This window comes from Vibrio pomeroyi (assembly GCF_024347595.1).
Taxonomy (GTDB): Bacteria; Pseudomonadota; Gammaproteobacteria; order Enterobacterales; family Vibrionaceae; genus Vibrio; species Vibrio pomeroyi.
On record NZ_AP025506.1, the window covers coordinates 3,031,725 to 3,044,631 of the forward strand.

8 protein-coding genes are annotated in these 12,907 nt (G+C 45.0%); 4 read left to right on the plus strand and 4 right to left on the minus strand.

The window, feature by feature from the left end; translation table 11 throughout:
- The first annotated feature begins 8 nt into the window (after positions 1–8).
- From OCV12_RS13215 to OCV12_RS13230, 4 genes are all read left to right on the plus strand, one after another.
- Positions 9–1,943: a beta-N-acetylhexosaminidase gene (locus tag OCV12_RS13215; protein ID WP_261884846.1), complete on the plus strand. Its 1,935-nt coding sequence runs from the start codon at positions 9–11 to the stop codon at positions 1,941–1,943.
- Between the two features lie 127 nt (positions 1,944–2,070).
- Entirely contained in the window at positions 2,071–4,476 is a 2,406-nt protein-coding gene (locus OCV12_RS13220; RefSeq protein WP_261884847.1) for a GH36-type glycosyl hydrolase domain-containing protein, read from the plus strand.
- A 74-nt stretch (positions 4,477–4,550) separates the two neighbouring features.
- Positions 4,551–5,963 (plus strand): phosphoglucomutase/phosphomannomutase family protein, encoded by a 1,413-nt coding sequence (locus OCV12_RS13225; protein ID WP_261884848.1) that lies wholly within the window; start codon positions 4,551–4,553, stop codon positions 5,961–5,963.
- A gap of 208 nt (positions 5,964–6,171) precedes the next feature.
- Positions 6,172–7,368: an ISL3 family transposase gene (locus OCV12_RS13230; RefSeq protein ID WP_261884849.1), complete on the plus strand. Its 1,197-nt coding sequence runs from the start codon at positions 6,172–6,174 to the stop codon at positions 7,366–7,368.
- A gap of 71 nt (positions 7,369–7,439) precedes the next feature.
- Here the strand turns inward: OCV12_RS13230 and OCV12_RS13235 are convergent, their stop codons facing one another.
- The 4 genes from OCV12_RS13235 to OCV12_RS13250 form a co-directional block, all read right to left on the minus strand.
- A complete protein-coding gene (locus OCV12_RS13235) occupies positions 7,440–8,468 on the minus strand; it encodes an ABC transporter ATP-binding protein (protein ID WP_261884850.1) in 1,029 nt (342 codons plus the stop codon).
- Positions 8,468–10,093, minus strand: coding sequence for an ABC transporter permease (locus tag OCV12_RS13240; protein ID WP_261884851.1), 1,626 nt, complete (start codon positions 10,091–10,093; stop codon positions 8,468–8,470). Before OCV12_RS13240 ends, OCV12_RS13235 begins: the two co-directional genes overlap by 1 nt.
- Positions 10,094–10,337: 244 nt before the next feature.
- Complete coding sequence (locus OCV12_RS13245; RefSeq protein WP_017633252.1) at positions 10,338–11,351, minus strand: Fe(3+) ABC transporter substrate-binding protein; 1,014 nt, start codon at positions 11,349–11,351, stop codon at positions 10,338–10,340.
- A 318-nt stretch (positions 11,352–11,669) separates the two neighbouring features.
- Positions 11,670–12,899, minus strand: a complete 1,230-nt coding sequence (locus OCV12_RS13250) for an ammonium transporter (RefSeq protein WP_239848447.1) — start codon at positions 12,897–12,899, stop codon at positions 11,670–11,672.
- Positions 12,900–12,907 lie beyond the last annotated feature (8 nt).

Sequence of the window (12,907 nt, forward strand, 5' to 3'; positions counted from 1 at the left end):
GAAGTTATATGAATTATCGCATCGACTTAGCTGTTCTTTCTGAACAAAAAAATAACTGCCGATTTGGCCTTACGGTACATAACTTAAGTGACCTTGACGTAACAGATTGGTCACTGCATTTTGCGTTTGACCGATTCATCCTTCAAGAGAGTCTGTCGCAGGGTGAACTGACTCAAGTTGGCAGCTTTTGTTCGTTCAAACCAAGTTCGTCAGTGTTAAAAGCGAACAACCATTACTACCTTGAATTCAGTATTCAAAGCGCCCCATTCCGTTTTTATTCTGACGGTCTAAACGATGCCTTTATCCAAACGCATCACCAAGGCGAAACCTCAGCACTGCCAGTTGCGATATCACCCATTGTTCTGGCGTCACCATACCGTGAACGCAATCAGATACCTGAAGTGAACGCTGCTGAGGTGGCATTGATTCCTCAGCCGAACCAGATCGAACTTAAGCAAGGTAGCTTCGCCCTAAACAGCGAATGCAAGATTGAGGTTCAGTCTCACCTTGCAGATAAAGCCGTCACTTGGCTGAAACAAGAATTACTTTCTACCTTTGAACTGTCGATTTCGAATCAGCTTCCAACGGGAGAAGGCGATGACCTTCTATTTCGTAGTAATCCGACTTTAGACGAAGCCGAATACAAACTCCGCATTACTGAACAACAAATAATTGTTGAATCAGGCAGCCAATCTGGTTTCACACACGCTGTAGCAAGTCTGATTCAATTGGTTCAACAACAGGGTGCAGAAAGCTTCTCTGTGCCATGTTGCAAAATCGCCGACCAACCACGCTTTAAATACCGTGGCATGATGCTGGACTGCGCGCGTCACTTCCATTCAGTGGAGCAAGTGAAGCGCTTAATCAACCAATTGGCGCACTACAAGTTCAACGTTTTTCATTGGCACCTAACTGATGATGAAGGTTGGAGAATCGAGATAAAGAGCCTACCTCAACTTACTGAAATCGGTGCTTGGCGTGGTCCTGACCATGCATTGGAACCGCAATATACCCATATTGCTGAAAACTACGGCGGCTTCTACACACAACAACAGATTCGCGAAGTTATTGAATACGCAGAACAACGTAGTATCACGGTTATCCCTGAGATCGATATCCCGGGACACTGTCGCGCCGCGATCAAATCACTGCCTAATATGTTGGTAGAGCAAGCTGACACCACTCAATACAAGAGTATCCAGCACTACAACGACAACGTGCTAAACCCAGGCTTGCCGGGTACTTACCAGTTCCTAGATGCGGTTATTGAAGAAGTTGCAAAGCTATTCCCTAGCGAATTGATTCACATGGGCGCAGACGAAGTACCACCGGGTGTGTGGACTAACAGCCCTGCCGCTCAAGCACTGATGAAAGAGCACCAGTACCAAGACAGCAAAGACTTACAAGGTCACCTATTCCGCTATGCCGAGAACAAACTTAAGCAACTTGGCAAACGTATGGTGGGCTGGGAAGAAGCTCAGCACGGCGACAAGGTGAGCAAAGAGACCATCATCTACTCGTGGCTCAGCGAAGAAGCGGCTGTGAACTGTGCTCGCCAAGGCTTTGATGTGGTACTGCAACCTGCACAATTTACCTATCTCGACATGACCCAAGATTATGCACCGGAAGAGCCGGGCGTAGATTGGGCTTCCGTTATCCCATTAGAACAAGCTTATACCTACGAAGCGCTTGCTGAGATATCCGACATCGACCCAATTCGTAAGCGGATCCGCGGAATTCAGTGTGCTTTATGGTGTGAGATCGTCACCAACCAAAAGCGTATGGATTACATGGTATTTCCAAGAATTAGCGCTTTAGCTGAAGGATGTTGGACACATAAAAACAACCGAAACTGGCTAGATTACCTATCTCGCCTAAAGGGTCACTTGCCACTACTCGACAGGCTCAATGTCGATTATCGCAACCCTTGGAAAGCTGAATAAAACAAAACCACAGCACACTCACATCGAGTGATTGCTGACTCAAATTAAGGTGCTCAGTCTAATAAAACTCAGCATTACTATTTAAAAATTAGCTGCATAGATGCAGTTTGTTAAAAAGGAAATGACAATGAAATACGGCTATTTCGATAACGACAATCGCGAATACGTCATCACTCGCCCTGATGTACCAGCACCTTGGACCAACTACCTAGGTACTGAAAAGTTTTGTACCGTGATTTCGCACAATGCGGGCGGTTACTCGTTCTACAATTCTCCGGAATACAACCGTGTTACTAAATTCCGTCCGAACGGTACCTTTGACCGTCCTGGACACTATGTTTACCTACGTGATGATGAGACGGGTGATTACTGGTCTATCTCTTGGCAGCCTGTGGCAAAGAGCCTAGATGAAGCGAATTACGAAGTTCGTCATGGCTTGTCATACTCAAAGTTCAAATGTGAATACAGCGGTATTACCGCGACCAAAACACTATTCGTACCTAAAGGCGAAGATGCAGAAGTTTGGGATGTTGTCCTAAAGAACAACACGGATAAGCCACGTACTATCAGCACATTCTCATTTGTTGAGTTCTCGTTCAGCCACATCCAATCTGATAACCAGAACCACCAGATGTCTTTGTACTCTGCAGGTACGTCTTACCAAGAAGGTGTGTTGGAATACGACCTGTACTACAACACTAACGACTTTGAAGGCTTCTACTACCTAGCGTCAACCTTCTCACCAGATAGCTACGATGGCCAACGTGACAACTTCCTTGGCATGTACCGTGATGAAGCTAACCCAATAGCAGTTGAAAATGGTAAATGTTCTAACAGCGCTCAAACCTGTTACAACCACTGTGGTTCTCTACACAAGCAATTTACCATTCAACCGGGTGAAGAAGTTCGCTTTGCCTATGTACTAGGTATCGGCAAAGGCAATGGTGAACGCCTACGTGAAAAATACCAAGACACAGCAAACGTAGACGCAGCACTCCAAGGCATAAAAGATCACTGGGACGAGCGTTGCAACAAATTCCAAGTTAAGTCTCCAAACGAAGGCTTAGACACAATGATCAACACGTGGACACTATACCAAGCAGAAACTTGTGTGGTTTGGTCGCGCTTTGCATCATTCATTGAAGTTGGCGGCCGTACAGGTCTTGGTTACCGTGATACTGCGCAAGATGCGATCTCAGTACCTCATGCCAACCCACAAATGACTAAGAAACGTATTATCGACCTGCTACGCGGCCAAGTGAAAGCGGGCTACGGTCTACACCTATTCGATCCAGACTGGTTTGATCCAGAGAAAGCAGACGTTGAGCCATCGAAATCACCAACGGTTGTTCCGACTCCTTCAGATGACGACAAGATCCACGGCATTGAAGATACTTGTTCGGATGATCACTTGTGGATCGTCCCAACCATCATCAAATACGTGATGGAAACCGGTGAGCACGACTTCTTTGACGAAGTAATTCCATACGCAGACGGTGGCGAAGCGACTGTTTACGAACACATGAAAGCGGCACTGAACTTCTCTGCTGAATACGTAGGTCAAACCGGTATCTGTAAAGGTCTACGTGCTGACTGGAATGACTGTTTGAACCTAGGTGGCGGTGAATCTTCAATGGTTTCATTCCTTCACTTCTGGGCACTACAAGAATTCTTAGACCTTGCTAAGTTCCGCAATAACGACGCTGACGTTGCGAAATACACAGAAATGGCAGCGAACGTTCGTGAAGCGTGTGAAACACACCTTTGGGATGACGAAGGCGGTTGGTACATCCGTGGTCTAACGAAAAATGGCGACAAGATCGGTACAGCTCAACAAACTGAAGGTCGAGTTCACCTTGAGTCAAACACACTAGCAGTTCTGTCTGGTGCGGTTTCTCAGGAGCGCGGTGAGAAAGCGATGGACGCTGTTGATGAGAACCTATTCTCTGAATACGGCCTACACCTGAACTCTCCATCATTCGCTACACCAAACGATGACATCGGCTTCGTAACTCGCGTTTACCAAGGCGTAAAAGAGAATGGCGCTATCTTCTCTCACCCGAACCCATGGGCTTGGGTAGCAGAAGCGAAACTTGGCCGTGGCGACCGTGCGATGAAATTCTACGATGCACTCAACCCATACAACCAAAATGACATGATTGAAACGCGTTACGCAGAACCATACTCGTACGTGCAGTTCATCATGGGTAAAGACCACCAAGACCACGGCCGTGCAAACCACCCATGGTTAACCGGTACTTCTGGTTGGGCTTACTTTGCGGTAACCAACTTCATTCTTGGTGTTCGAACAGGCTTCGAAGGCTTAACTGTCGATCCTTGTATCCCGACGGATTGGCCAGAATTCGAAGTTACTCGTCAATGGCGCGGTGCAACTTACAACATCACGGTACAGAACCCGAATGCAGTAAGCAAAGGCGTTGCTTCTATCACTATCAACGGTGAGCCAGTTGAAGGTGCAATTCCAGTACAAGCAGAAGGCAGCGTGAACGATGTTGTCGTTGTTCTAGGCTAGTCACTCAATTTAACGAACAGCTCTTGTCTCAAGTCTTTACAGGCTTGAGACAATGAGACTAAAAGGATTTTCTAATGATTAAATTTGGTACAGGTGGCTGGCGCGCTTTCATTGGTGAAGAGTTCACCAGAGAGAACGTTCGTCTTGTGGCACAAGCTCTCGCAAACATCATCAACAACGAAAATGCAGCCAAGAACGGATTCGTGATCGGCTATGACCGTCGCTTCCTTTCCGATAAAGCCGCATGTTGGTTTGCTGAAGTATTAGCGGCTAACAACATCAGAGTGAGCTTCATCGATAAGTTCGTCCCAACTCCTATTGTAATGTTCCAAGCAAAAGAGATGGGCTGCACCTACTCGGCATGTATTACCGCTTCTCACAACCCAGCGGACTACAACGGCATTAAGATCTTCATTGAAGGTGGCCGTGATGCTGATGAGATCATCACAGAGAAGATCGAACAGCAAATCGCAACCTTAACCAACGAAGATGTTATTCGTGTCGATTTCGAGCAAGCGTTGAATGACAAAGAGATCGAAATCATCAACCCGATGAACGCCTTTGTTGATTCCATCATTAATGCCATCGATATTGAATCGATTAAGAAAGCGAATCTACGCGTGCTGATCGACCCAATGTTTGGTGTGGCGAAAAACGCTCTGCAAACGGTTCTTATCAACGGTCGTTGTGATGTCGACGTGATCAACGATGGCAAGAACCCAGACTTCGGTGGCCTAATGCCTTCTCCAAGCGCAGCAACACTGTATCGCTTGAAGCACTTAGTTGCAGCAGAAGGTTATGACATTGGTATTGGTACCGATGGCGATGCCGACCGTTTGGGTATCATCGATGAGAAAGGTCACTTCATCCACCCTAACGAAGTGCTACTGCTGCTTTACTACTACTTGTTGGAATACAAGGGCTGGAAAGGCTCAGTGGTTCGTAATATCGCAACCACACACCTACTCGATAAAGTCGCGGCGGATCATGGCGAAAAGAGCTTTGAGGTTCCGGTAGGCTTTAAACATATCAGCTCGCAAATGGAAGCCGATGACTCTCTCATCGGTGGTGAAAGCTCTGGTGGTTTAACAATTCGTGGTCACATCAAGGGTAAGGATGGCGTATTCGCATCAAGCCTATTGGTTGAGATGATCAGTGTGACAGGTAAGAAATTGTCTGAACTGCTTGATGAGATCTACTCTAAGTATGGCTACGCCTACACCGCGGAAGGCGATTGCAAATTCAAGCCTTCAGAAAAAGAAGCGCTCTACACCAAGATCTACGTAGAGAAGCAACTGCCTGAATTTGAATATGAAATTGAAAAAGTCAGCTATGAAGATGGTGCTAAGGTGTACTTCAAGAATGGCGGCTGGGTAATTGCTCGTTTCTCAGGAACAGAGCCATTACTACGAATCTTCGCAGAAATGGAAGATAAAGACACTGCAGAACGTGTTCTTCAAAAAGTGAAAGACTTCCTCTCTCTATAGGCTTATAGAGTGCAGCAGTTTTAAATGGGACTTAACAAATTACTGCCTTGTTAAAACCTATAGATGAAGAACTCTTGCCCAGTACTTTAGATTAAAGTGCTGGGCTTTTTTATGGTTCATCGCGGATTAGCGGGAACTAAAAACAAAAACGGTAGTAAGTGATATGGTTTAGTCGCCAAACAAAAATCATACACAAACTACCGTTTTCATGCCGAATCATACTTTCCTATCTTCATTCTGGGAAGGCTTTAAAATAGTAAAGTCTCACCAGACAGCATCACTTATTACACTGACTCTTAAACCTAACTCTGAGGCTAAATGCCTTTGCGGTCTTGAAGCCGAGGCTATCCATGAGTATCAATGGCGTCATGTGAAAGAGGCCATGTTGTTCAGTGTTCCTGTTGAACTTTCCGTTCAAACTCGAAGGATTAAGTGTCGTGACTGCGGCATAAAAACAGAGTCTTTATCTTGGTTGGAGCCTTATGCTCGTATAACGAAACGCCTAAAAAGCTATATAGAACAATTGCTGCCTCTTCTTCCAATTAAGCATATCTCCCAGTTAACGAGCGTTCATTGGCACACCATTAAAGAGATAGATAAACGTCGACTTCGCCAAGTTGTACCTTCGGTGAAATGGGAGGAGTTAACGCAACTCGTCATGGACGAGTTCGCCATCTTTAAAGGGCACCGATATGCCACAGTCATCGCTGATGCTAAGACTCACCAAGTCATTTGGATAGGGTTAGGCCGTAGCCGCAAGGACATACGACCGTTCTTCGAGCAGTTAGGCAAGCATGGCAACAATATCGAAGCGGTCGCAATGGACATGAATACGGCTTTTGCCTTCGTTGATGTACAAGCGCACTGCCCGAACGCAAAAATCGTTTACGACTTATTCCATGTTGTTGCTAAGTTCGGTCGTGAGGTGATGGATAGAGTCAGAGTCGACCAAGCCAACAAACTCAAGCAAGATAAAAAAACGAGGCAATGGGTCAAGCGTTCACGCTGGGTATTGTTGAAAAATAGAAGCAACTTAAATCCACGGCAAGATAGTTACCTTACCGAAATATTGAATATCAATAAGGACTTAATGACCACTTATATACTCGGTTCACAACTCAAAGAGCTTTGGTATTGTGAATCAGAAGCACATGCTAAGGGGCTCTGGGAGGTATGGTGGGCACAAGTGCAAGAAAGTGGAATTAAGCCATTGAAAGAGTTCGCACGAAAACTGAGGCCTTATCTTCACGGTATTATTGGATCGGCAAGTTATCCGCTCAACACCTGCACATTGGAAGGGATAAACAACAAAATAAAGTTAATCAAGCGAATGGGGTATGGGTATCGAGATACAGACTACTTCTTCTTGAAGATAAAAGCGGCTTTCCCCGGAAAGCCGCGATGAACCTTTTTTATGGCTAACTGCTATTGCTTAGCAGAGTCGGATTTACTGGGCTAGCTAGCGACTAAGCTGAGTTAGAACGCCAGCACACCTTTGGTATCTACTTTCACAGTGACTGGCATACCGACTTCAAGCGCTTCCGATGAGGTCGCTAATAACTTCTGACCATTGGCTTCAATCACATAGCGACAATGGTCGCCCATGAATTGCTGCTCTAATACAGACAGATTACTGTCGACATCATGACTCGCTACAATGTGCTGAGGTCTTAACAACAACGCGCAATCCGTACCTAACTCAATCTCTGTTTGTGCTTTCGCTTCAATCAGACCTAAGCTGGTTTCAAACTCGTTGTCTGAAACACGTTGTGCGTTCAGGTAGCTGCCACCACCTAAGAAATCAGCCACAAACTTGCTTGATGGGTGGAAGTACAACTCAGATGCTGAGCCATATTGTTCAATCACACCATGGTTCATTACGGCCATTTTATCTGCAAAAGCGAACGCCTCTTCGCGGCTGTGGGTCACAAAGATTGCCGTCACGCCTTGCTTCTTAAAGATCTTACGAATCTGAGAGATCAGCTCATGACGCACTTGAGTATCAATGTTCGAGAAAGGTTCATCCAACAACAATAGGTCTGGCTTATAAGCCAAAGAGCGCGCAATCGCGACACGTTGTTGCTGACCACCAGACAATTGATGCGGGTAACGGTCGCCGTATTGATCAAGATGAACGAGCTCAAGCATCTCTTGAACCTTTGCTTTCTTCTCTTGCTCAGACATATCGCGCAGACCAAATGCCACGTTCTGATTTACCGTCAGATGTGGGAACAGCGCGTAATCTTGGAAAATCATACCGATATTACGTTGCTCTGGCGGTAACCAATTAGCACCATCATCAATGGTTTGACAGTTCAAACTCATCACACCACTACTCAATGGGAGTAAGCCCGCAATCGCCTTAAGTAAGGTGGTTTTTCCGCATCCACTTGCACCAAGCAAACAAACAATTTCACCATGCTCGACTTCTAACGAGAGCGCTTCCAAAATGGTTTGCGACTCATACTTACAAGTCAGATCTTTAATTGATAATGCACAACTCATTAGTTTTTCTGCTCCAAGGAACGGTTTACGATGATCAAAGGAATTAAACCCACCAACACCAATAATACAGCAGGCATCGCCGCCAATTCTAGGTGCTCATCTGAGGCATAGTTATAAACATAAGTCGCTAATGTTTCGAAGTTGAAAGGACGCAGCAGCAATGCCGCATTCAACTCTTTCATTGATTCGATAAACACCAGTAAACCAGCGATCAATGCACCACGTTTAATCAAAGGTAAATGAACACGGCGTAACATCTGATTGGTATTACAACCCATGGTTTTAGAAGCCATATCCAATGAAGGGGATACTTTACTCAAGCTACTTTCAATACTGCCGATTGCGACTGCCGAAAAGCGCACCACCATCGCAAAGATTAGCGCGAACATGGAACCAGAGAAGATCAAACCAGGTCGCCCCCACTCCATCACTTTCGCAATGTCATTGACTAAATGATCCATGAACAGAACAGGTACCATCACACCAATAGCTAACACCGTACCTGGAACGGCATAGCCCATCGAAGCGAGACGCATATAAGCCTGATTTTTCTTGTTCGGACTAACGCGTTGATTGAAGTTAACAACCATCGCGATAACCACGCCAATAATCGCAGCAACCACCGACACATAAAGGCTGTTAACGGCATACTCTCTGAATTCAGGGGTCCAGCTTTGAGCAAAATATTTGTAGGCATAAATAATCAGCTGACCAAGCGGAAACAAGAATGCAACGCAAACTAATCCCCAGCACCAAAACAGTGCTAGCCACTTCTTCCAACCGACTAAGTTGTAACGGAAATCTTCTCGGCTACTAAATTGGTTTTGAAACAGCTTCTGCTTACGACGACTGTAACGTTCAGAGCTCAACAGCAGTATCACGATAATCAGCATAATGGCTGAGATCTTAGCGGCAGCGGTCAAGCTAGAGTAGCCAAGCCACGTGTCATACACCGCGGTCGTTAAGGTATTTACCGCAAAGTAGCTCACCGTGCCAAAATCACCGATGGTTTCCATTGCAACAAGCGATAAACCGACCGCCATTGATGGACGAACAAGTGGTAAGGAGATACGACGGAAACTTTCCCAAGGTGAGCATTTTAGCAAACGAGCGGATTGCAATAAGGATACGTTTTGTTCCATAAATGCCGCGCGGCACAACAAATAAACATAAGGATAGAGAACGAGTGACAGAACAATAATAGCGCCGGATAAGGTTCTAATATCCGGAAACCAATACTCACCAGGTCCCCACCCAGTAAGGTCTCGCAATAGAACCTGAACAGGACCGGCAAAATCAAACCAATCGGTAAAGATATACCCAACAATATAGCCTGGCATTGCTAATGGCAGGACGAGTGCCCACTGTAAAACGCGCTCTCCCGGAACACGGCACATTGCCATAACCCAAGCAGACGGAATACCAAAAACTAAAGACAGAAACATGGTTCCTATGACTAAAACCACCGTATTGTAGGCATAGGTAGGCATCACTGTGGACATCAGATGAGAAAATAGCTCATCTGTTTCTCCAACAGCCGTCGTAAAAATCGCTAAGATTGGTAAAACCAGTAATACCGCAATAATGCCACTACTGGTGTTCCATAAATAATTTTTTTCTTTCATCGCCTAACTACAACGAGGCTTAATGAAACACAAATGCATTTGCAAATACATCTCATATCCTTTTAATGGTGGGGTTATTTATACCCATATACTCTAATGACTTCAAGGTGAGATGCTAATAACTCAAGGGATCAACGGGGTGCTTTGTATCAAAAAGTGATTTTCCAATAACAAACAACCCCAAGCAGCCAAAATGGCGACTTGAGGTTGTCATTTTACTTTGGCCGAAGCCTACCGTAATAAATTATAGATCGAACTTAACTTCATCTAATAGCTTGATTGCAGCCGCGTGGTGGTTTGCAATTTCATCTAGAGAAATAGTATCCGCTTTGAACTCGCCCCATGAAGCAACAAGCTCAGAAGGTTTAACGTCTGCTTTCACTGGGTATTCGTAGTTCACTTCTGCGTACATGCTTTGCGCTGTGTTACCAGACAGGAATTCCATCAGCTTAACGGCATTCTCTTCATTTGGAGAGTATTTAGCCATTGCCATACCAGAGATGTTTACGTGAGTACCTGTCGTCTCTTGGTTAGGGAAGTTAATGTAAACAGAGTCAGCCCAAGCTTTTTGCTCTTTATCGTTAACCATCTTACCTAGGTAGTAGCTGTTACCAAGAGCAACATCACATAGACCTTCTTTAATCGCTTTAACTTGCGCGCGGTCGTTGCCTTGAGGCTTACGTGCTAGGTTTGCTTTTACGCCTTCTAGCCATTCTTTCGTTTCAGCTTCACCTTTGTGAGCAATCATCGAAGACACTAGAGAAACATTGTATGGGTGCTTACCGCTACGAGTACAGATTTTACCTTTAAATTCAGGCTTAGTTAGATCTTCGTAAGTGAACTCTTCACCTAGACGACCAACACGGTCACGTGACGAATAAACGCTACGTGTACGAGTTGTTAGTGCGAACCACTCGTTATCTGTATCTTGGTATTGAGCAGGGATGTTCTTTTCAAGTACATCGCTCTCTACAGATTGAACTAGGCCTTGTTTAGTTAGTTCAGATAGACGGCTGATATCTACAGTTAAGACAACGTCAGCTGGGCTGTATTCACCCTCTTGAGCTAACTTCTCTGCTAAACCTTTTTTAGCAAACTTAACGTTTACTTTAATGCCAGTCTCTTTTGTGAACTCGTTAAACATTGGCTCAACAAGGAAAGGTTGACGGTAAGAGTATACGTTTACTTCTTCCGCAGCCATTGCTGTCGGGGCAATTACACCGCACGCTAGAGCTGAAAGTGTTAGCAGTTTCTTCATTGTAAAATCCTTTATATCGAAATGATAATGTATATCAGTTGCGTTATTATATTCATCAGTAACATAATTACAATGACGTCTGACAAAAAAATAGCCTGGTCTGCCCCTTCACCCTCCCACTTTTGTAACAATTTATTTCTGTAAACATTGTCATTACTTCAAGATTGCTATACCGAATTTCGACTTTATAAAGGTCTTATAGCTCGTCCATACAAACAGAAAACCCCACAACCATTCAGGTGTGGGGTTTGTTCGTTTAAACTTAATTTCGTTTTATTTGGGTACGTTACCTATAGCCTTAACAACCCAATAGCGACGTTATTTTACAGATACAAACTCAGGGTAAGCACCTACACCACAATCGTGCATGTCCATACCTTCCAGCTCTTCGTCTTCACTGACACGGATACCGATTGTTGCTTTAAGCACAGCCCATACCGCTAGGCTCGCACCAAATACCCAAGCAAAGATTACTGCAGCACCTAGTAGTTGAGCACCAAACGTTGCATCAGCGTTGCTTAGTGGCACAGCCATTAGACCGAAGAAACCACACACACCGTGTACTGAGATAGCACCGACTGGATCATCAATCTTAGCTTTGTCTAGAGCGATGATGCTGAATACAACCAATGCGCCAGATACCGAACCAATTGCTACCGCGAATAGAGGTGATGGTGATAGAGGGTCAGCAGTGATTGCTACTAGGCCAGCTAATGCGCCGTTGAGAATCATTGTTAGGTCTGCTTTACCCCAAGTTGTTTTACATACTAGTAGTGCTGCGATTGCACCCGCAGCTGCTGCTGCGTTGGTGTTAAGGAAGATTTGACCAACTGCTGTCGCGTTCTCGAAGTCTGAAACCATTAGTTGAGAACCGCCGTTGAAACCAAACCAACCGAACCAAAGGATAAATGTACCTAGTGTTGCAAGCGGCATGTTTGAACCAGGGATTGGGAAAATTTCACCGTTCTTACCGTATTTACCTTTACGAGCACCTAGTAGTAGAACACCTGCTAATGCAGCAGCTGCACCAGCCATGTGTACAATACCTGAGCCAGCAAAGTCACTGAAACCTGCTTCTGATAGGAAACCACCGCCCCAAGTCCAGTAACCTTCAACAGGGTAAATGAACGCTGTTAGTACTACTGAGAAGATTAGGAATGACCAAAGCTTCATACGCTCAGCAACCGCACCAGATACCACAGACATTGCTGTTGCAACGAATACTACCTGGAAGAAGAAGTCTGATTCTAAAGAGTGGTCTGCACCTTCACCTTGAGTACCAATCAGAGTTCCGAATGATGGCAACCAACCGCCTTCACCGTTATCTACATACATAATGTTGTAACCAACAACTAAGAAAGCAGTACAAGCAATCGCGTACAAACAAATGTTCTTAGTTAAAATTTCTGTGGTGTTCTTTGAACGAACTAGGCCAGCTTCTAACATCGCGAAGCCTGCTGCCATCCACATTACTAACGCACCTGAAATGAGGAAGAAAAAAGTGTCTAGTGCGTAACGTAGTTCCGTTACTGTTGTTGTAAGTTCCATATTAAAGT

What these genes read in the sequence shown, in the direction of transcription:
- OCV12_RS13215 (WP_261884846.1), top strand. Translation starts at nt 9, where the DNA reads ATGAATTATCGCATCGACTTAGCTGTTCTTTCTGAACAAAAAAATAAC.
- OCV12_RS13220 (WP_261884847.1), top strand. Translation starts at nt 2,071, where the DNA reads ATGAAATACGGCTATTTCGATAACGACAATCGCGAATACGTCATCACT.
- OCV12_RS13225 (WP_261884848.1), top strand. Translation starts at nt 4,551, where the DNA reads ATGATTAAATTTGGTACAGGTGGCTGGCGCGCTTTCATTGGTGAAGAG.
- OCV12_RS13230 (WP_261884849.1), top strand. Translation starts at nt 6,172, where the DNA reads ATGCCGAATCATACTTTCCTATCTTCATTCTGGGAAGGCTTTAAAATA.
- OCV12_RS13235 (WP_261884850.1), bottom strand. Translation starts at nt 8,468, where the DNA reads ATGAGTTGTGCATTATCAATTAAAGATCTGACTTGTAAGTATGAGTCG.
- OCV12_RS13240 (WP_261884851.1), bottom strand. Translation starts at nt 10,093, where the DNA reads ATGAAAGAAAAAAATTATTTATGGAACACCAGTAGTGGCATTATTGCG.
- OCV12_RS13245 (WP_017633252.1), bottom strand. Translation starts at nt 11,351, where the DNA reads ATGAAGAAACTGCTAACACTTTCAGCTCTAGCGTGCGGTGTAATTGCC.
- OCV12_RS13250 (WP_239848447.1), bottom strand. Translation starts at nt 12,899, where the DNA reads ATGGAACTTACAACAACAGTAACGGAACTACGTTACGCACTAGACACT.